The following is an 18,821-nucleotide window of genomic DNA, read 5'->3' as shown; positions in this document are numbered from 1 at the left end:
GTTGAATTTTGCCGGAAACTAAACAGTCCAAAAGGGGAATAAGCCCCAAACAAGTCTCCAATATCAAAGTGGTAGTTCTCTGCGTCGCAGCGGCTACCACTTTTTGGATTTTAAATGCTCTCAATAAAGAGGACTACACCACCATTGTGGATTATCCAATCGAATTCGAATTCGATCAGGAGCAGTTTATGGCTGTGAAACCTTTACCATCCAGTATAGAAATCGAGATCAACGGAAATGGATGGGATCTGCTTCAAAAATATTTTCAAGTCAATGTACAGCCTTTCGTCGTTGAGCTTGATCGACCTGCAGCCAATGACTACCTTCTGACTGCTGTTGTGAGAAGGAGTTTAAGTGAATTTATTTCCCCCACCCAACTTTTAAATCTTGGGACTGATAGTCTAAAGTTCCAAATCGATCCGATTCGTACTATCAAACTCACACCAACCCTAGACTCTACTAGCTACTCTCTAGGGAAAAACATCCGCATGCTTTCTAATCCGACTTTTGAGCCCAATACAATTACCTTGAAAGGCCCCTCAAGCATTCTGGACCTTTACGAAGGGAAATTCCCCATTTCCCTAGACGAAAACAGAATTGATCAGAATATTTCTAAAAATATCCCTTTAAAAATCTCAAAAGAATTGGCTGAGTTTGTGACCTTAGAAACCGAAGAAATAAAGGTAGAACTTGAAGTGGTTGCTTTTTTGGAGGGGAACAAACGCCTAAAATTGAAAAAGGTGAATTTCCCCAGATCGGTAAACTTGGAAGAGGAAGAGCCTATCGTAATGATGTATTACTTGGTGGATGAGCGGAAAACTGATCAGCTAAAAGATTTGGAATTTGAGGCAGTTTTAAATTATTCGAGGAGAAACAAGGAAGATTCCACAATCTCAATTCAAGTCAGTCCATTGCCGGAATTTTTGGATCAGGTAAGAGTAGAACCCAGTAGTTTTAAATTGATCTATGGCAACTAAGCCCAAAATCGTGGGTTTGACAGGAGGAATTGCTTCTGGAAAATCCACCGTTGCAAAAATTTTTGAAATCCTGGGGGTTTCGGTTTATTATGCCGATGACCGAGCCAAGAAGCTCATGAATGAAGACCAGGAGTTAAAAAAGCAAATAAAGATTGCTTTTGGTGAGGAAAGCTATGATAAAAACGATCAACTCAATCGGCCATATTTAGCTGAAAAGGTTTTTAGCGATCCTGAGAAAGTAAAAATCATCAATAGCCTTGTGCACCCGGCAGTAGGAAGGGATTTTGAAGCATGGGCTTCTGCTCAAAATGGCAGCTATGTTCTTAAAGAAGCTGCCTTAATTTTCGAGACGGGCCAAGAAAAGAAGCTTGACGCGGTCATCAATGTAAGCTCACCGCTGAAAATTAGAATCGCGAGAGTTCTGATGCGTGATCCACACCGAACTGCAGATCAGGTCAATCATATTATTGATCAACAGCTACCTGACGAGGAGAAAAATGAAAAGGCTGACTACATCATTAAAAACAAGGAAAATACGCTATTAATACCTCAGGTATTAGCTATTCATCAACAGCTATCCTCATAGTTTTTTCTCTGTCCAACTTTTGTGGACAATTTTCCAGGTCCCATTCACCTTTATCAAGGTCAAAAAATCATAGTAATAGATTCCAGGCCAATAGAGCTCTGTTTCCACTGAAGCGGTATTCCCCTGTACTCGAATGGAAACGATGTTATTTTTATACTCATTGGTATCTCTTGGAGTCCCCTTTGCCGTACCACTAGCCCAAGTTTCAAAATCCGTGATGGTCAGATTTTCTCCTCGGTAGCCAATTAATCTTGCCTCTGGTAAAAACGCCTGATCCAACTTCGAACGGTCCCGTTCCATCATCCCATCAAAGTAAAGTTGAACAGTTTGAATAATCAGCTCTCTATCAGACTCTTCTTGAGCATAGGAGAAATTTACCAAAACCAGAAAAGCGAATAAAACAAAGATCTTTTTCATTGTAGATCGGATTTAAAATGAAAAAACCGTCCGATAGTCGGACGGTTTAGCTTATTTATATTCTATCGAATCCCAGATAACCATGCAATACTTCTGGCATGCGGATACCATCTGCTTCTTGGTTATTCTCAAGAATTGCCGCTACAATTCGAGGAAGTGCTAAAGCTGATCCATTTAAGGAATGTGCCAATTGCGTTTTCCTATCCTCTCCTCTGAAGCGTAGCTTTAATCTATTACTCTGGTAGGTTTCAAAGTTAGAAACTGAGCTCACTTCAAGCCACCTCTCTTGGGCAGCAGAGTAAACCTCCATATCATAAGTCAAGGAAGAAGTAAAGCCCATATCACCTCCACAAAGACGGAGAACTCGATAAGGAAGCTCAAGCTTCTGCAAAAGCCCCTGTACATAGGAACTCATTTGCTCCAAAGCCTCGTAGGATTTATCCGGGTGTGTAATTTGAACTATCTCTACTTTGTCAAATTGATGCAAGCGATTCAATCCCCGGACATGAGCTCCCCAACTTCCAGCTTCTCTTCGAAAACAAGGCGTATAACCAACATTCTTTACCGGCAACTCCTCCTCGGATAAAATCACATCTCGATACAAGTTAGTGATTGGAACTTCAGCCGTTGGGATTAAATACAAATTATCCGCAGTGGCATGATACATCTGTCCCTCTTTATCAGGAAGTTGACCCGTACCATAGCCAGAATCCTCATTGACCAAGATGGGTGGCTGAACCTCCACAAAGCCTGCTTTCAGAGCTTCGTCCAAGAAAAAATTAATCAATGCACGCTGAAGCCTCGCTCCTTTTCCTTTGTAAACAGGAAAACCCGCACCGGTAATTTTTACACCCAGGTCAAAATCGATGATATCGTATTTTTTGATCAGTTCCCAATGCGGCAACTTATCCTCATGCAGGGTAGGAATGACACCATTTTCCAAAACCACCTCATTATCATCAGCCGATTTTCCGGCAGGAACGGAAAGATGAGGGATATTCGGAATAGTATAAAGTAAAGCCTTTAGATCCTCCTCTGCCTGAGTTGTTGAATCCTCCAACGCTTTGATCTCGGTTTTCAACTCAGCAGTCCGAGATTTGACTTTTTCAGCCTCCTCTCGTTGACCGTTCTTCATCAAGACCCCGATTTGCTTGGAAATACTGTTTGATTCGGCTTGAAGTTGATCTCGCTGGGTTTGGGATGATTTACGCTGATCGTCTAAGGCGATCACCTGCTCCAAAACAGCAGTAGCATCAGGGAAATTTCTTTTTTGTAAACCGGCTAAAACAGCATCAAAGTTTTCTCGGATTTGATTGACAAGTAGCATGTATTAAATCAAAATTGTGGTAAATCGCAAAGATAGCTACTTATCGCACAATCACCGTCTTGGTGACGGAAGAGAATGGTCCCTCAAGCTCAGTATTGTTATTTCTGAGGAGAGAAACTTTCACCTGATATTCGCCGGCAGGGAGATTTTCAATCCTGATTGGAGCTATATGGTCTATTTCGTACTCGTAGTCTCCAATTTCGATTTTCACTTTCAGCCCATCCAACTTCATATCACCTCCAAGCACTAAAAAGTCCACAACAAATTCATCTTCAGCGCCATACTCTTGATTTGCCCGGGGAAAATTCAGAGCCAAATACGGCTCTGCCGAATAAGGAAAGGGCCTGGAATCTCCTACTTGGAAGTCCCGGTCAACATAGTTTCCAAAGTTTTTCAAAGCAAAACCTGCTTCATCCACCAAGAAAGCCACTACCCGATAGGTACCTTCCTGAAGCTCCTGTTGAAAAATCGGACTTCGGTGACCAACTGGATCACTTCCATTTAGGATTAGGAAAAGCCTAAACCGATTAGAAGCTTCCTCTTCAAAGGGGTAATTCTTGATATTGAATTCGAAAGGAACTTTACCAGGTCTGAACACCTGATTCCCTAAAGGGGTATAAAGCTCCAAAATGGCATCTGGAAAATCAGGTAATTCTTCATATTGAAAAAAAGCAACCTCGTCTCGCGCATCCTCTACTTGCGTAGAGTCTTCCGAAGGATGCGGCACTACCTGCTCGTTAATTTTTTTTCTTTCCTCAGAGCAAGCCATCAGAAATACCGCAGCAAAGCCAAGAAATATCAGGTTCTTTTTCATCAGCATGGGTTTTGACTCTAAAGGTATTATTTTTAGCCAAATTTTACTTGCCATACATTTAACATACCCACTATGTCAATCCTCTTTGATGAAATCCCCAGCTTGGATCTTGCCGATTTTACTTCCGGGTCGGCCGAACAAAAAGCAGCCTTTGTCAAAAAACTAAGTGAAGCATACGAAAACATAGGTTTTGTAGCAATCAAAAACCACGGTCTCAATCAAGACCTTCAAGATCGTCTTTACAAGTCAATCAAGGACTTTTTCAGCCTGCCAGATGAAGTAAAAACGAAGTATGAACATCCAGAAATAGGATTTCAGCGAGGCTATACCGGCAAAGGAAAAGAACATGCTAAAGGTAGAAATACCGGCGACTTGAAAGAGTTTTTCCATGTGGGACAAGAACTCTCTGAGATTCCCGAGGGGGATTCTGTGAAGGAAGAATATCCATCCAATGTCTGGCCGGAAGAAATCCCTGAATTCAAAGATGCGGCGACTGAAGCTTTCCAAACCCTCGAAAAAGCAGGAAAGGCGATGCTTAGAGCGATTGCAATCAGCTTGGAATTGGAAGAGGATTACTTTGAGGATAAAGTAGCACATGGAAATTCAATCCTGAGACAGATTCACTATTTCCCTATCGAAAATCCCGAGGAAGTACCTGATGATGCCGTTCGTGCTGCAGAGCATGGGGATATCAATCTCATCACTCTTTTGATGGGCGCCAGTGCAGATGGGCTGCAGGTATTGAGAAAGGATGGCAAATGGATTCCTATCACGGCACTTCCTGACCAGTTGGTGGTGAATGTAGGTGATATGCTCGAGCGACTGACCAATAAAAAGTTGAAATCAACCATTCACCGGGTAGTGAATCCACCTCGTGAATTGATGAATACGAGCCGATATTCCATTCCTTTCTTCATGCACCCACGCTCTGAAATGGACTTGACATGTCTGGAAAGTTGCATCAGTGAAGAAAACCCCAAGCAATTTGAAGATGCAACGGCAGGCGAATTTTTGGATGAGCGCCTACGGGAACTAGGCTTGAAAAAATAAACCATGTCGATCAAAAGGGTCAGATACTACTTGTTTCTTAAGGACATTCTGGCCCTTTCGCTGACTGCGTTTGGAGGACCGCAAGCTTTTCTAGCCATGCTCTTGGAGCGAATGGTCAATCAACGCGGCTACATTACCGAAGATGAGCTTTGGGAGCTAAATGCGCTATGCAATATGCTCCCGGGTCCATCCTCTACACAGTTGGTTTCCGCCATCGGTTTTCGGGTTGGAGGCCCCAATCTTGCTTATCTGGCACTCTTGGTTTGGATCATTCCAGCCAGTTTGATCATGACGGGAGCCGCTATTTTAATTTACTTTCTTCAGGAAAAAACACCCGGAGCACTGAATTTTGCCAAATTCATTCAGCCCATGGCCATTGGGTTTATCATTTTTGCGGCTCAGAAAACCATCAGCAAAATGGTGCAGACCACCGAGGCAATGGTTCTGGTTCTTATTTCCACTTTTGTGGCCTTTTTCTACAGTTCGCCCTTCGTATTTCCCATCCTGCTGCTGATCGGAGGATTAAGCACCTCCATCAAATACAAAAAACAACCTAAACTGGAGCAAGACACCCCACTAAAGATCCAATGGGCTAATTTCTACCTCTGGGCGGGAGTGCTGGCAGGTGCCGCAGTATTGGGTGCTTTGACCAAATTCCAATCGGTCTTATTATTCGAAAATTTCTATCGAAACGGAAGTTTGATTTTCGGAGGAGGGCAAGTATTAGTTCCTTATCTCTATACTGAGTTTGTAGATTTCAAGCATTTCCTTTCTTCGGAAGAGTTTCTTACTGGATACGCAATTTCCCAAGGGATTCCCGGACCCACCTTCAGTATATCTTCTTTCGTCGGAGCGCTTTCTATGCGGGAGTATGGCTTACTAGGCTTCCTTACTGGTGGCTTGATAGCTGCTGCAGGAATATTTCTTCCAGGTATTTTTTTAATATTTTTCGTCATACGATTTTGGGATCAACTCAAAAAATACCGCCCAGTTCGTGCTGCACTCGAAGGCATCAATGCAGTTTCCTGCGGTATGCTCATTGCTGCTGCATATCTGCTTTTCGAACCTCTGGAGGCTAATTTGCTGAATATTTTCATGATTTTAACCGCCTACAGCCTCCTCCAATTCACCAAGATTTCATCGCCTTGGATTATCTTAGGTGGAATTGTTTTAGGGATCCTAAACAACCTGATCTTCTAATCAAGGATTCGATTCAAGGAACAAGAAAACCTAGTTAGGCGTTTTGCTTTTATAAATCATTTCCTAACTTTCATTTATGCAGGCGTACGAATTTATCAATAACCTTATTCCACCACTCAAATTGACCGATCAGGCCAAGATGGCTTTGGCGTGGATGGAGGAAATTCGTACCGATCTTTTGCCAGTAGTAGATAAGGGTAAGTTTCTTGGGTTTTTGAGTGATGAGATCATTTTTGATTTAAATGACCCAGAGAAGTTTCTTGAAACAATTCCTTTGAATAACTACAACTGTTGGGTCTACACTGATCAGCACGTATATGATATTTTGAAAATAAGTGCTGAACACCATTCCAATATGGTGGCGGTTCTGGACAGAGAAATGACCTACCTGGGAGTTGTGACCATGGAAGACGCCATATCAGCTTTTGCAGATAGCCTTTCCATTCAGTCTCAAGGTTCTGTCTTGGTCCTTTCCATGAATATGTCGGACTATAGCCTAGCTGAGATTGCCCGACTCACAGAGACAGAAAATACCAAAATCCTTAGCTCATTTATCAGCAATGATCCTCTCGATGATTCTAAAATAAAGCTGACGCTGAAGCTAGATCAGCCCGAACTTCGCTATATCAAAGCTACTTTGGAGCGCTTTGGCTACAAAATCCTCGATCACTATCAGGAAGAAGCAGGTATAAGCAGCGAAGAAGACCGAATCGGCAACTTGCTGAGATTTTTAGATATTTAGCGGATGAAATCGAGCAGGTCGCTAGCGACACACACCGGGATGATTGTAAAGTTTGCGAGATTCCATGTGACCGCTGAAAATCAATTATAACCACATGAAAATTGCGCTTCACGGACTCAGCTTAAAGCAAGAATTTCTTCAAGACATCAAAGCACTCTTTCGTGCTTTGGAGAAAAAAAGCTTTGAAATTCACGTCACACAGCCCTTCGACAGACTCCTTCGAATGCAGGGAAATACTGGTCTTACCTATCAGCTCATCGATTCCAAAAATAAAATGGCTTCGATGGATTTTCTGATTTCCATTGGTGGGGACGGGACCCTTTTGGACTCAGTATGCCAGGTAGGTGCTTTGGAGACCCCGATTTTAGGACTGAATACCGGGAGATTGGGTTTTTTGGCTACAGTTACCACAGACACTATTGAGGAGGCGGTAAATCATCTATCCTCTGGAAATTTTCAAATAGAAGAAAGAAGCCTCGTGTCCTTAGACTGTGATCGAAAACTTTTCAATGGCTTGAACTTCGGGCTGAATGAATTCACCATTCACAAGCGAGACACCTCTTCCATGATCACCGTACACACCTACGTGGATGGAAAATATCTAAACAGCTATTGGGCAGATGGACTCATTGTGGCCACACCTACCGGATCCACAGGTTATTCGCTAAGCTGCGGAGGCCCATTACTTTCTCCCAAAGCAAAAAACCTGGTGATTACTCCGGTCAGCCCTCACAACCTCAATGTGAGGCCGATTGTGGTTTCTGACGACAGTGAAATATGTATAGAAATCGAGGGTAGAGCTGACAAATACTTGGTCTCGCTGGACTCGAGATCCACCTCTGTTTCACCGGAACTAAGATTTAAAATCAAAAAAGAGACATTTTCAGCCAAACTTGTAAAGCTTCCCAATTATGATTTTTTTGATACCTTGAGACAGAAATTACATTGGGGTCTAGATATGAGAAATTAAGGCTCCAAATGATCGTTTTAGCTTAACAAAGATTAACCCAGGAGATACCAAAGAGCGTTTTTTAAACGTTAGGTACTTCATAACTTGCATCGTCTTGAAAAAGGTCAATTTTCAGATACTCAGCTTCTTTTATTGTTTTCTGCTCTTTGCGGGGATTACAGCCCCAGATGCCAAAGCTCAGAAATACGAAATCGGAGGAGGTCTAGGCACCACTGCTTACACCGGAGATATACTCAGAACTATTGACCTGGACCATTTAGGTCTTCACGGCACGTTGTTTGGCAAGAGAAATTTTGACAATGTCTGGACGCTTCGGGTAGGCATTACAGCAGGGACGATTCGGGCGACCGATAGCGTAAGACCCTTAGACCTAGCTGCTCAGCGTAGAGATGCGCGGTTTAGGGGTGGAATGATCGAGGGGTCAGCGGTAATGGAATTCAATTTTTTGGATTTCCTTCGGAATGATTCTGAGTTCTTCTGGTCTCCCTATGCATTCTTTGGAATTGGATACTCGCATTTTTTCCTCAAAGGAAATACCTATGCATTCAACTCCTCCGATCGCTACAATCTAGGCACGGTAGTCATTCCCTTTGGTGGGGGAGTGAAATATCGGCTCAATGATCGCTGGACCCTGGCTATGGAAGCAGGAATCCGGGCTACTTTCACGGATTTTATCGATAGAATTGATAGTAGCTCCCCGCCCATACCAAGATTCCAAGACCCAAATAACCCCGATCAACCATACGGGATTAATTTTGGAAATCCCTACGACAAGGACTGGTACTACTTCCTGAGTCTCACGATCAGCTATACCATACAGAGTACAAAGTGCTACGCCTATTAATTAATTGAGTCTTAGGCTTAATATTTGGAAAAGAAATAGCATTTTTGTACCTCCAAAAATGTAGGTACCCGGATCGGAAGTAATGAAGGAAGTTTTAGACCGAGAGCGAATCCCCAATCACATAGCAATCATCATGGATGGCAATGGCCGCTGGGCCAAAAAGAAAGGCGCCATGCGGATATTTGGTCATCGTCACGCTATTCAGGCCGTGAAGGATGCCATTGAGGGGGCAGAGAATCTTGGTGTAAAGTACCTGACTCTATTTTCGTTTTCGACCGAAAACTGGTCCCGTCCACAGGAAGAAGTCAATGGATTGATGGAACTCCTCGTAAAAACCATCACTGATGAGGTGCCGATGATGATGAAAAACAACATCCGCCTGGAAAGTATCGGTGATCTGGAGAGCCTTCCTCCCAATGCCTTCGACAAGCTAATGGAAGCCAAGAGGACAACGGAAGGAAATGATGGATTGACTGTCATCTTAGCACTTAGCTACAGTGGTCAGTGGGAAATCACCCAAGCAACCAAGCGCATTGCTCAAAAAATCTCTGAAGGAAAATTGAAGGTGGAAGAAATCAACCAACAGTTGATTGAAGACCACCTCGAGACCGCGGGCATCCCCAATCCGGAACTGATGATTCGGACAAGTGGGGAGTATCGTATCAGCAATTTTCTGCTTTGGCAACTAGCCTACACGGAGTTACATTTTACTCCGGTTCTATGGCCTGATTTCAGAAGAGAGCACCTCTTGGCTGCTATCATCGACTATCAGAATAGAGAGCGTAGGTTTGGCAAAACAGGGGAGCAGGTTAAATCTTAAGTAATTGATGAAAAGAAGTTTACTGATTCTATTTTGTCTAGTATGGGCAAACACAGCGATGTCGCAGATACGGCTTGGGCAATCGAGATATTCCTCGAGCAAGCCTATAGACATCATGGAGTTGAACTACTCCAAGCCACAGACTTATCGAATCGCCGAGATAAAAGCCGTAGGGCTTTCGACGCTTGATGAAAACGCGATCATCTCCCTTTCAGGGCTGAAGGTGGATGATCAGATCGAGGTGCCAGGAGATGCTATTTCCAATGCTCTGAAAAAACTCTGGAATCAGGGAATCATCGGAGATGTGAAAATCTTGGTCACAAAGGTAGAGGGTGAAGACATTTCATTGTTGCTTGACCTCACTGAGCGCCCGCGATTCTCCAGAGTTGAATTTACCGGGATCAACAAAACCCAAGAAAGCGAACTACGGGATAAAATAAATATCCGTGGTCGGGTAGTGCGTGAGGATGTACTCAACACTTCCCAAAGAAATATTCAAAAATACTTTGTCGACAAAGGCTTTTTGAACACAGAAGTAAAGGTAGCCCAAGTCAGAGATACGACTTTACCCAATAGCGTGAAACTTAGATTTGATGTAGATACCAAAGGAAAAGTCAAGATCAACGAAATCCGGGTGTTTGGAAATGAGGAAATCACAGACGCCAAAATCAAATCCAAACTCAAGAAAACCAAAGAACATGCTCGGGTAAGTGTCTTTAAGGATGTCTATTCCAGAATGACCGCGGCTGGGCCTTCAGACGTAGCGAATGCAATTTTGTACACTGACTCCGCCTCAAAGGAGGATGTCAAGTCATACATCAATAAAAACTTCAAACTCAACTTTTTCGGAGGATCGAAATACATCCCAAAGGAATATCGAAACGATAAAGACAATGTGGTCAATTTCTACCAAACGAAAGGTTTTAGGGATGCCAAAATCGTTACCGATTCGATTTATTCCTTTGGTCAAGATGAAATCAATATTGACCTAGAAATCGAAGAAGGTCAAAAATATTACTATCGAAATATTGAATTCAACGGAAACTTTATTCACCCAGATCAGGTGCTACGAGCCAAGTTGGGAATTCAAAAAGGCGACGTTTACGATCGGGAGAAACTGGAAAAAAGACTGAATTATGACCCTCAAAAAGGCGATGATGTCAGCTCTCTCTATCAGGACGATGGATACTTGTTTTTCAATATCCAACCTGTAGAGGTCAACGTAATCGGTGATTCCATTGATATGGAAATGCGGATTTTTGAAGGGCCTCAGGTGACTGTGAATTCTGTCAATATCAAAGGAAACGAGCGAACTTCCGACCATGTAGTAATGCGGGAAATCCGAATTCTCCCTGGGCAGAAGTTCAATAGAGCACTTTTGGTACGAACCATTCGAGAACTTTCCCAATTGGGCTATTTTGATCCGGAAAAGATCAATCCTGATCTCCGGCCAAATTTTGATGCTGCTACCGTGGACATCACCTTTGAGCTCGAAGAGCGTCCAAATGATCAAATTGAGCTTTCCGGTGGTTGGGGAGGATTCTTCGGATTTGTTGGTACAGTTGGCTTGACGTTCAACAATTTCTCGATCAAAAACATCGGAAACTTCGACAAGTGGGATCCACTTCCTGTGGGAGATGGGCAGAAGCTTTCACTTCGAGTACAGGCTAATGGTCGATCTTTCCAAAACTATTCGATCTCACTGACCGAGCCTTGGTTTGGAGGTAAGAAGCCGAATGCATTGAGTTTCAGCTTTAATCACTCTGTACAGCGTCAGGTTGACTTCTTTAATCCAGGCAATTTTGGACAAGAGCTTGGCTTCTTTAAAATCACTGGAGCTACACTCGGTTTGGCAAGACGAGTAACCTGGCCTGATGATTATTTCAGCATTTCTAACTCCCTGCAATTCCAAGTTTACGAATTTGATCAGTTTGGTACTTCATTTGGTCTGAGCTATCCAACAGGACGATCCAATAGTCTTACACTCAACACAACGATAGCTAGGAACAACATCGATAATCCTATCTATCCAAGATTTGGATCGAATGTGATGCTAAATGTGGCGATGACTCCACCTTACTCATCCATGAATGACAATCTAAGTCCAGAATCTCCGGATGAGGAAAAGTACAAGTGGCTGGAATATCATAAGTGGATGTTTGATGCGAGTATTTACACTCCACTATTTGGGTCCAACAAACTCGTGGCAAGTGCTCGAGCTCACATGGGATTCTTGGGATCTTATGGTAATCGAATCGGCATCATTCCATTGGAGCGATTCGTAATGGGTGGTGACGGGATGACCTTCAACAACTTTGCCCTAGGTCAAGAAATCATCGGTCTGAGAGGTTATGAAAACCAATCCATCACCCCAGGTCGGGATACCCGTGGTACAGCAGACCCAGATCCATTTGGAGGTATCGTATACAACAAATACGTGATGGAATTACGTTTCTTGGTTTCTCCGAACCCTTCTGCCACCATCTTTGTCTTAGGATTTGCTGAAGCTGGTAACAACTGGGGATCCTATGAGGAATTCAATCCGTATGACTTGAAAAAATCTGCCGGTGTAGGTGCACGGATCTTTATGCCAGCCTTTGGGTTGCTCGGTGTAGACTGGGGCTACGGTTTCGACCCGATCCCTGGACAGACTCGTCGAAGTGGTCCACAGTTCCACTTCACCATTGGTCAGCAGTTTAGATAAGATAAATTGATGCAGAATTGGTTAATTTATGTCAAATTTAATGTTTGGTTCGAGCGTTTTAGCTCCTAGGACAAAATGATATCATTAGACATGAACAAAGCCATCAAAATCATACTTTTGCTATCCATTACTTTGATTAGCAATCAGTTATTGGCTCAAAAGTTTGGATACATCGATTCAGAATATGTGCTCAACAAGCACCCGGATTACAAAGTGGTACAGCAAGAGCTGGAAAAGCTGAGTAATGCCTGGAAGAAAGAGGCACAGGATTTGGATGCTGAGATCAAAGAAATGTATATACAGCTCAAGGCGGAAGAAGTCCTCTTGACCGAAGAAATGTACCAAAAACGAATGCAGGAAATCCAAAAGAAGGAAAAAACTTCTCAGGAGTTCAACAGCCGGATATTTGGAATCAACGGTCAGTACTTCCAAAAGCAAGCCGAACTCCTGCAACCGCTGCAGTCAAAAATATACGATGCCATCGAGCGGGTTTCCCGTAAAAACAACTTGGCGATGTTATTTGACAAAGCTTCCGTACCTTCGGGCATTATTTACACAGACCCAAGACATGATTATTCGGAATTTGTCTTGGAAGAATTAGGAATAGAAGACAACAATTAAAATTAAATTCAAAACGTATGAAAGTAAAAGTTATCCTTTCTGCAGTCGCTCTGATCTGCGCAGGATTTGCAGCACAAGCACAAGAGTTGAAAATTGGCTATACCAATGTGGAGTTTATCATGGACCTGATGCCAGAGATGGAGCAGATTGGCGCTGATTTGCAAGACTATCAAACTCAGCTTCAAACCAACATTCAGACTAAAGCGAACGATTTTCAGCGTCAAGTGCAGACTTATCAGCAGGCTGCTCAGACTATGACTGATGATGCACGCGCGGCAAAAGAAGCAGAATTGACTAAGCTTCAGCAAGATCTTCAAAAATACGAGCAAGATGCTCAAGTGAGCTATCAGCGAAAGCTACAGGAGCTCCTAGAGCCTGTACAGACTAAGGTGATCAACGCGATCAATGCAGTAGCCGCTGAAAATAACTACACGCATATCTTTGCTGAGACCGCCGGTCAGGCTCCTATCCTTCTTTACACCAAAGAGCAAGACAAATTCACTGAATTGGTTTTGGCTAAGCTTGGATTAGAGATGCCTACTCCTCCAGCGGGTGCAAATCAGTAATCTCATCAAATAAAATCAAATGCCGGCTCTTGACTCTCAGGGGTCGGCATTTTTGCTTATGGCAAAAAAGAACCCCAAAGAATTGATTCAGAAAAGCCAAGACGCTGTTTTGGTAGATTTTTATGCTGATTGGTGTGGACCCTGTCAGACCATGGACCCGATTATCGCAAAGGTACTGAACGAGCTTGGCGGGAAGATCAAACTTTTGAAAATAAACGTAGACAAGCATCCTCAACTGGCACAGCAGTTTGCCGTCAGGTCTATTCCCCATTACGTATTATTCAAAAGAGGCAAAATCCTCTGGCGAAAAGGAGGAATCATGACCAAGAAAGACCTTCACCAAAGTCTAAAGGCTTTTTGTTGATCATGAAGAGCCTAGAAACCCAATCATAATATTTTCTGTCAAAAGCTAGATTATCTGCTTTTTTTGATTTGGTTTGTATAGCTTATTCCCCTGATTAAAAAACCCTTACACCCTATGGATTGGTCAAAAGCAATTGACAGTTCCATCGAAATACTTCAAAAATCTGATCGAGGTATTGTCTTGATGGATATGTACAACAATATCCTCACTCCTGAGGAAGCTGCATTCAACAAAACAACCGTAACACCTTACAATGCTTTGAAATTTATTCAACAGCAATTTTCAGGACTTGGATTTGATGTCTCTAAAAAAGAGAATCGAATTAAAATGATCGCCTTACTTGAGGAACTGGATCGACTTAGCAAAGAAAAACTTAGATTCTAAACACCTTGGCTCATTTTAGTCCGGACACTAATCTTACTGAAAGAAAAGCGGATAAATATAAAAAATAAAGCCCAAGAACAGGATGCTCTTGGGCTAAGTGTTTTAAAGGAAAAACTTGAGTTTGACTACCTCTTTTTCAGACAGGAAGCGATAATTACCCCGCTTCAGGTCTTTCTTGTCCAGGCCTGCATACAACACTCGATCAAGCGCTGTGACATCATAACCTAGATGTGCAAAGATTCTCCTCACAATTCGGTTTTTACCAATATGAATTTCCAATCCTAAGATTCTTCGATCCACTGAAAGCACCTGCAAATCATCCACCTCGGCTAAGCCATCTTCCAGCGTCAACCCTTCCCTGATTGCCTCTTCATCATTTTTGGTCAAAGGCTTATCGAGCGTCACCTGATAGATCTTCTTGATCTTGTTGGAAGGATGAGATAGCTTGGCCGCGAGTTCGCCGTCATTGGTAAACAAAAGCAATCCCGTGGTATTTCTATCCAACCTTCCAATCGGGAATATCCGCTCCTCACAAGCATTTTCCACTAGATTCATAACTGTTTTTCGCTCCAAAGGATCCTCTGTGGTAGTGATAAAATCCTTTGGCTTATTCAGTAGAATGTAGACTGGCTTCTCCGGATTAATTCGCTTCCCATTATACACCACGCGATCGTCGCGCTTGACCTTATAGCCCATCTCCTTAATGATTTCACCGTTGACGGTGATTTGACCATTCTGAATGAGTTGGTCAGCTTCCCTCCTGCTACAAATCCCTGAATTTGCGATGTATTTATTTAAGCGAATAAGCTCGGCACCGGACTTTTTATTCTTTGCCTGGGGAATGTCCTGAAAGTCATATTCAGGTCGTGGAACCTCCTGATTCTGGATACGGTTCGGACGATTTTTACCAAAGCCTCTCTTTGCAGAGGATCTATTGCCCTTTTCAGGTGCTTTCTCCCCATACATGGGCTTTTGATCCTTTCCTCTTCCTACATAAGTTCGCTTGGTACCAAGATTGGAATCGCGCTCATATCTTTCGCGCTTTGGTGATTCTTCCTCCTTATTAAAAAATCGCTTGGAAGGAGACTTTCTGTTATCACTTGGCCCTCCTTCATTAAAATCCTTCTTAAAGCGCGGTTTGGATCCTTTTTTATCGAATCGCTTATCCGAAGATTGGAAATCCGATTTTACGGATTTAAACTTTTTTGGACGGTCTTGAGACTCCTCTCTTTTTTCTGATTTATCCTTGCCAAAGAATGGCTTGCGTGGATTGTTTTTCATAAGTATGCAGCATCACTGCTGGATTTTGTTGTTTGATAATTTACTGAATTCCAATTATTTGAATTGGGCTGCAAAGATAGATGATTTCCAATCGATATACTATTCAGCACGACCTTTATCCAAATAAAAAGCTTTAGTAGCATTTCGGACAGAACCTTCCTTGATCAACAAATTTCTGGCATCCGATTCACCCAAACCAGTTGCCTCCATAATCATCCGGGTGCCTCGCTCCACTAGTTTGGCATTGCTGAGCTGCATATCAACCATCTTATTTCCTTTGACCCGACCAAGTTTGATCATGACTGTCGTAGAAATCATATTTAACACCAGTTTCTGCGCAGTTCCAGCTTTCATTCGGGTGCTTCCGGTGACGAATTCCGGTCCGACCACTGCCTCCAGTGGATGTTCCACCTCTTGGCTTAATGGGGAGTTTGGGTTGCAAGTAATACAGGCAGTAAGCAATCCTTTTTGCCTAGCTTCTTTCACACCACCGATCACATAGGGCGTTGTGCCAGAGGCAGCTATTCCAATTACCGTATCATGTTCATTAAACCCATAGGCTTGAATATCTTTCCATGCTTGATTTGCATCATCCTCTGCATTTTCAACGGCTTTTCTGATAGCCAAATCCCCCCCTGCGATCAAACCAATCACCCAATCATCCGGCACACCATAGGTAGGTGGACACTCAGAAGCATCTAAAATCCCAAGTCTTCCTGAAGTCCCCGCTCCAATGTAAAAAAGCCTTCCGCCCTCTTCCATCCGAGGGACAATCTGACTCACCAAAGCTGAGATTTCTGGTATAATCTTTTCTACTGCCAAAGGCACTTTTTGATCTTCACGATTGATATTTTGGAGCAAGTCCAAGACGGACATTTGTTCCAAATTATCATAGAGCGAACTGCTTTCGGTTACCTTCATAGCTTATTTTGATGATAGAGTGTCAACCCTGCAATGGGGTTTTCGATGATTTTCTGAATATTCAATCCTTGATCGTAAGCGGCTTTTCGGAGAATTGTACTGTTGTAAAAGGCGATCGAGCCCACAAAATTCACCGGCTTAGTTCGGAAGTCCTGATAGCGGGAAATATGCTTTTCAAAAAACTCTAGAAACGATTCATAATACAATGAATAGCAATAGGGGTGATTACTGTGTTCGGTGATAAACTTACAGAAACTAGCCATGTATCGATTTGGATAAGGCTTACGATAAACATGATCCTGAATGATCTCCTGGGTCAGACCAAACTCTTTGACAAAAGCCTCTCGAATATCCTTGGGCATATCATCATAGATAAAGTCTCGGAGTAATTTTCTACCAACATACGCTCCTCCCCCTTCATCACCCAAGATATAGCCTGGAGCTGGCCTGGTAGCAACTATTTTCTCCCCATCAAAATCACAGCTATTCGAACCCGTTCCTAGAATACAAGCAATCCCAGGCTCATGGCCACAGGTAGCATGAGCAGCCGCAGCCAAATCATGGTCGATTGTAATAGAAGCATGTGGGAAAATCGTGGCAAGAGCACGTGAAACTTCAGCCTTGCGGTTTTCTGCCGAACAACCAGCTCCGTAAAAATAAATTTCTTTAGTCACGGCAGAAATACTCAAAAGAAACTCCTGCTGCATTTCCTTTTCCATCTCCTCTGAAGTCTGGTAGTAAGGGTTGAACCCAACTCCTCTGAATTGTGAAATACTGCCGTCTTGATGAATGACTCTCCAGTCTGTCTTACTGGAACCGCTATCTGCAATTAATATCATACTAATTTTCCAATGGCTGAAAATCTTCCAAAGACCTTTTCCGAATGTGGAGCATCAACTAGCTCCTCTGTGAGGTCTTGTCCAGCCCAATGTTCGTAATGTTTTCCGTTTTTCCACAATCTAGATGCAGTCACATCATAGATAATGCCCTGATAGGCAATCCAAATCTCCGGCTTATCCTGACCATTTCGAAGCGCTAATTGCTGCCGCGTGTAGGTTTGCATCAGAGTAATTTAATCTGAGCATTGATCCAGCGCTCGGGAATCTCTCCTTTTTGGGCGGTCTGATAATCTCCGTAGCTACAGGGAATGGTCATAGTACCCCGGTCGAATCTATCAGGATCATTTTGGGGAATTTCCATCCACCACTTGCCACTACGCTTACTCTTGTAGAAAACCAAAGAGTTTGGCTCTGCGTCCAAAGATACCGTATATTTAATATAGTCGCTGCTTTTGAAAGAAAGGCTGTCTTTCCTTGAATAAAACCCTTCGATAAAGTACCAAAGCATCACAGCGGCTACCATGGCTGTTTTATTTTGACTATCGTCGAAATAAGGCTCGTATCCATAGACTCCAAAAGAACTCAATTTCTCATTCATCCCTGCAAACCAGCAAATCTGACAAGCCTCCTCTGCAGTAAGCCCAAAAGGATTTGCCTCGGGTACTCCAGGAGCATCTGAAGATTGAATAGCCGCCAAGTCAAAGCTCAGCAGATCAGCATTTCGAATAATGGGTTCAATCTCTTTAAACTCCTTACGAACCAGTCCCAGCCTCAGATGGTCGAAGTACAGCTTCTCGATCACATTTACCAAGGATGGATCGACCAAATAGCTTTGATAGGCAATATGCGCATAGGAAAAAAGGAAGTTTGGCTGATGAAGAATAATCTCTTGGGTGTGCTTTTGGGATAAGGGACCCTCTTCTTCCATGTCAAATTTGGCATCTACGGTCAAAAGCGAAACCAATTTCTTCATCTTTTCATAGGAGAGATACTGACCATAATCCAGGTCATGACTTCCCCCAAAATAGATAGGAAGAATCTGCTTTTTCATCAGAAAATCTCCTACTTTTTGGATACGCTCGTAGGATTCTTCCAGCTTTTCTCCCGGGATCAAATCGCCCAAGTCTGCCACTCGATAGGAACCAATACCCCGCTTAAGTGAATAAAGCTTCTCGCGAATTTCAATTGCAGCCCGATCCATACTTCTACTCTCCTTTTCTCCACGGGTTTCCTTTAGCCCAATGAGTGCTATTTGGATACCTTTGAGATCGGGAAATTCTTCTCCATACCAGTGAATCTGTTTGAAGAAGGAATTTTCAGGATATTTTTTCTGCCAAAGAAAATCGGCTACTGGTTCAAAAAAAGACTGAATACTCATAGTTGGAGGTTAGATT

General features: G+C 42.9%; 21 protein-coding genes. 13 read left to right on the top strand and 8 right to left on the bottom strand.

All coding sequences use genetic code 11. The features are described 5' to 3' along the window. Positions 1-8: 8 nt before the first annotated feature. Entirely contained in the window at positions 9-977 is a 969-nt protein-coding gene (locus G457_RS0117535; protein WP_026947609.1) for a YbbR-like domain-containing protein, read from the top strand. After that, positions 967-1,563, top strand: a complete 597-nt coding sequence (gene coaE, locus G457_RS0117530; RefSeq protein ID WP_026947608.1) for a dephospho-CoA kinase — start codon at positions 967-969, stop codon at positions 1,561-1,563. The genes G457_RS0117535 and coaE overlap by 11 nt, the downstream gene beginning before the upstream one ends. Here the strand turns inward: coaE and G457_RS0117525 are convergent. From G457_RS0117525 to G457_RS0117515, 3 genes are read right to left on the bottom strand one after another with little or no spacing between them, the layout of a single operon-like run. Beyond that, positions 1,558-1,980 (bottom strand): nuclear transport factor 2 family protein, encoded by a 423-nt coding sequence (locus G457_RS0117525; RefSeq protein ID WP_026947607.1) that lies wholly within the window; start codon positions 1,978-1,980, stop codon positions 1,558-1,560. The two genes, coaE and G457_RS0117525, sit on opposite strands and share 6 nt — an antisense overlap. A 55-nt stretch (positions 1,981-2,035) precedes the next feature. Then, the gene (serS, locus tag G457_RS0117520; protein ID WP_026947606.1) at positions 2,036-3,307 is read right to left on the bottom strand and encodes a serine--tRNA ligase; all 1,272 of its coding nucleotides are present in this window, start codon (positions 3,305-3,307) and stop codon (positions 2,036-2,038) included. Positions 3,308-3,347: 40 nt separating this feature from the next. Continuing rightward, a complete protein-coding gene (locus tag G457_RS0117515; RefSeq protein WP_026947605.1) occupies positions 3,348-4,121 on the bottom strand; it encodes a hypothetical protein in 774 nt (257 codons plus the stop codon). Between the two features lie 72 nt (positions 4,122-4,193). Between G457_RS0117515 and G457_RS0117510 the strand changes: the two genes are divergently transcribed. The 11 genes from G457_RS0117510 (at position 4,194) to G457_RS0117460 (ending at position 14,386) form a co-directional block, all read left to right on the top strand. Then, positions 4,194-5,171, top strand: a complete 978-nt coding sequence (locus tag G457_RS0117510) for an isopenicillin N synthase family dioxygenase (RefSeq protein ID WP_026947604.1) — start codon at positions 4,194-4,196, stop codon at positions 5,169-5,171. A gap of 3 nt (positions 5,172-5,174) precedes the next feature. Then, positions 5,175-6,371, top strand: coding sequence for a chromate efflux transporter (gene chrA / locus G457_RS0117505; protein WP_026947603.1), 1,197 nt, complete (start codon positions 5,175-5,177; stop codon positions 6,369-6,371). A gap of 76 nt (positions 6,372-6,447) precedes the next feature. Next, positions 6,448-7,113: a CBS domain-containing protein gene (locus G457_RS0117500; RefSeq protein ID WP_026947602.1), complete on the top strand. Its 666-nt coding sequence runs from the start codon at positions 6,448-6,450 to the stop codon at positions 7,111-7,113. A 94-nt stretch (positions 7,114-7,207) separates the two neighbouring features. After that, complete coding sequence (locus G457_RS0117495) at positions 7,208-8,083, top strand: NAD kinase (RefSeq protein WP_026947601.1); 876 nt, start codon at positions 7,208-7,210, stop codon at positions 8,081-8,083. A gap of 94 nt (positions 8,084-8,177) precedes the next feature. Continuing rightward, entirely contained in the window at positions 8,178-8,927 is a 750-nt protein-coding gene (gene porG / locus G457_RS0117490) for a type IX secretion system protein PorG (protein WP_026947600.1), read from the top strand. Positions 8,928-9,009: 82 nt separating this feature from the next. After that, entirely contained in the window at positions 9,010-9,747 is a 738-nt protein-coding gene (locus tag G457_RS0117485; RefSeq protein WP_026947599.1) for an isoprenyl transferase, read from the top strand. A gap of 7 nt (positions 9,748-9,754) precedes the next feature. After that, positions 9,755-12,451 carry a BamA/OMP85 family outer membrane protein gene (locus G457_RS0117480; protein ID WP_026947598.1) on the top strand — a complete coding sequence of 899 codons (2,697 nt, stop codon included), beginning with the start codon at positions 9,755-9,757 and terminating at the stop codon, positions 12,449-12,451. Between the two features lie 90 nt (positions 12,452-12,541). Continuing rightward, positions 12,542-13,072, top strand: a complete 531-nt coding sequence (locus G457_RS0117475; protein ID WP_026947597.1) for an OmpH family outer membrane protein — start codon at positions 12,542-12,544, stop codon at positions 13,070-13,072. Positions 13,073-13,089: 17 nt separating this feature from the next. Continuing rightward, the gene (locus G457_RS0117470; protein ID WP_026947596.1) at positions 13,090-13,638 is read left to right on the top strand and encodes an OmpH family outer membrane protein; all 549 of its coding nucleotides are present in this window, start codon (positions 13,090-13,092) and stop codon (positions 13,636-13,638) included. Positions 13,639-13,696: 58 nt separating this feature from the next. Then, positions 13,697-14,002 (top strand): thioredoxin, encoded by a 306-nt coding sequence (trxA, locus tag G457_RS0117465; protein ID WP_026947595.1) that lies wholly within the window; start codon positions 13,697-13,699, stop codon positions 14,000-14,002. Positions 14,003-14,116: 114 nt separating this feature from the next. Continuing rightward, positions 14,117-14,386, top strand: a complete 270-nt coding sequence (locus G457_RS0117460) for a hypothetical protein (protein WP_026947594.1) — start codon at positions 14,117-14,119, stop codon at positions 14,384-14,386. A 102-nt stretch (positions 14,387-14,488) separates the two neighbouring features. On the opposite strand, the gene G457_RS0117455 is transcribed toward G457_RS0117460, so the two are convergent. The 5 genes from G457_RS0117455 to G457_RS0117435 form a co-directional block, all read right to left on the bottom strand. After that, complete coding sequence (locus G457_RS0117455) at positions 14,489-15,667, bottom strand: pseudouridine synthase (RefSeq protein ID WP_035484243.1); 1,179 nt, start codon at positions 15,665-15,667, stop codon at positions 14,489-14,491. 99 nt (positions 15,668-15,766) lie between these two features. After that, on the bottom strand, positions 15,767-16,588 hold the full coding sequence (murQ, locus tag G457_RS0117450; protein ID WP_026947592.1) for an N-acetylmuramic acid 6-phosphate etherase: 822 nt from the start codon (positions 16,586-16,588) through the stop codon (positions 15,767-15,769). Continuing rightward, positions 16,585-17,427 carry an N-acetylglucosamine kinase gene (locus G457_RS0117445; RefSeq protein ID WP_026947591.1) on the bottom strand — a complete coding sequence of 281 codons (843 nt, stop codon included), beginning with the start codon at positions 17,425-17,427 and terminating at the stop codon, positions 16,585-16,587. Before G457_RS0117445 ends, murQ begins: the two co-directional genes overlap by 4 nt. Then, on the bottom strand, positions 17,424-17,651 hold the full coding sequence (locus G457_RS0117440; protein WP_026947590.1) for a cytochrome b5 domain-containing protein: 228 nt from the start codon (positions 17,649-17,651) through the stop codon (positions 17,424-17,426). Before G457_RS0117440 ends, G457_RS0117445 begins: the two co-directional genes overlap by 4 nt. Further along, a complete protein-coding gene (locus G457_RS0117435) occupies positions 17,651-18,805 on the bottom strand; it encodes a formimidoylglutamase (RefSeq protein WP_026947589.1) in 1,155 nt (384 codons plus the stop codon). Before G457_RS0117435 ends, G457_RS0117440 begins: the two co-directional genes overlap by 1 nt. Positions 18,806-18,821: the final 16 nt, after the last annotated feature.

The sequence above is a fragment of the Algoriphagus marincola DSM 16067 genome, assembly GCF_000429405.1.
Lineage (GTDB): Bacteria > Bacteroidota > Bacteroidia > Cytophagales > Cyclobacteriaceae > Algoriphagus > Algoriphagus marincola.
The sequence above is the reverse complement of the archived record's forward strand: the minus strand, read 5'-3'. Positions and strand labels throughout refer to the sequence as shown.

Coding starts and splice junctions, on each gene's coding strand:
- coaE (WP_026947608.1), top strand. CDS start 967: ATGGCAACTAAGCCCAAAATCGTGGGTTTGACAGGAGGAATTGCTTCT.
- G457_RS0117525 (WP_026947607.1), bottom strand. CDS start 1,980: ATGAAAAAGATCTTTGTTTTATTCGCTTTTCTGGTTTTGGTAAATTTC.
- serS (WP_026947606.1), bottom strand. CDS start 3,307: ATGCTACTTGTCAATCAAATCCGAGAAAACTTTGATGCTGTTTTAGCC.
- G457_RS0117515 (WP_026947605.1), bottom strand. CDS start 4,121: ATGAAAAAGAACCTGATATTTCTTGGCTTTGCTGCGGTATTTCTGATG.
- G457_RS0117510 (WP_026947604.1), top strand. CDS start 4,194: ATGTCAATCCTCTTTGATGAAATCCCCAGCTTGGATCTTGCCGATTTT.
- chrA (WP_026947603.1), top strand. CDS start 5,175: ATGTCGATCAAAAGGGTCAGATACTACTTGTTTCTTAAGGACATTCTG.
- G457_RS0117500 (WP_026947602.1), top strand. CDS start 6,448: ATGCAGGCGTACGAATTTATCAATAACCTTATTCCACCACTCAAATTG.
- G457_RS0117495 (WP_026947601.1), top strand. CDS start 7,208: ATGAAAATTGCGCTTCACGGACTCAGCTTAAAGCAAGAATTTCTTCAA.
- G457_RS0117485 (WP_026947599.1), top strand. CDS start 9,010: ATGAAGGAAGTTTTAGACCGAGAGCGAATCCCCAATCACATAGCAATC.
- G457_RS0117480 (WP_026947598.1), top strand. CDS start 9,755: ATGAAAAGAAGTTTACTGATTCTATTTTGTCTAGTATGGGCAAACACA.
- G457_RS0117475 (WP_026947597.1), top strand. CDS start 12,542: ATGAACAAAGCCATCAAAATCATACTTTTGCTATCCATTACTTTGATT.
- G457_RS0117470 (WP_026947596.1), top strand. CDS start 13,090: ATGAAAGTAAAAGTTATCCTTTCTGCAGTCGCTCTGATCTGCGCAGGA.
- trxA (WP_026947595.1), top strand. CDS start 13,697: ATGGCAAAAAAGAACCCCAAAGAATTGATTCAGAAAAGCCAAGACGCT.
- G457_RS0117460 (WP_026947594.1), top strand. CDS start 14,117: ATGGATTGGTCAAAAGCAATTGACAGTTCCATCGAAATACTTCAAAAA.
- G457_RS0117455 (WP_035484243.1), bottom strand. CDS start 15,667: ATGAAAAACAATCCACGCAAGCCATTCTTTGGCAAGGATAAATCAGAA.
- murQ (WP_026947592.1), bottom strand. CDS start 16,588: ATGAAGGTAACCGAAAGCAGTTCGCTCTATGATAATTTGGAACAAATG.
- G457_RS0117445 (WP_026947591.1), bottom strand. CDS start 17,427: ATGATATTAATTGCAGATAGCGGTTCCAGTAAGACAGACTGGAGAGTC.
- G457_RS0117440 (WP_026947590.1), bottom strand. CDS start 17,651: ATGCAAACCTACACGCGGCAGCAATTAGCGCTTCGAAATGGTCAGGAT.
- G457_RS0117435 (WP_026947589.1), bottom strand. CDS start 18,805: ATGAGTATTCAGTCTTTTTTTGAACCAGTAGCCGATTTTCTTTGGCAG.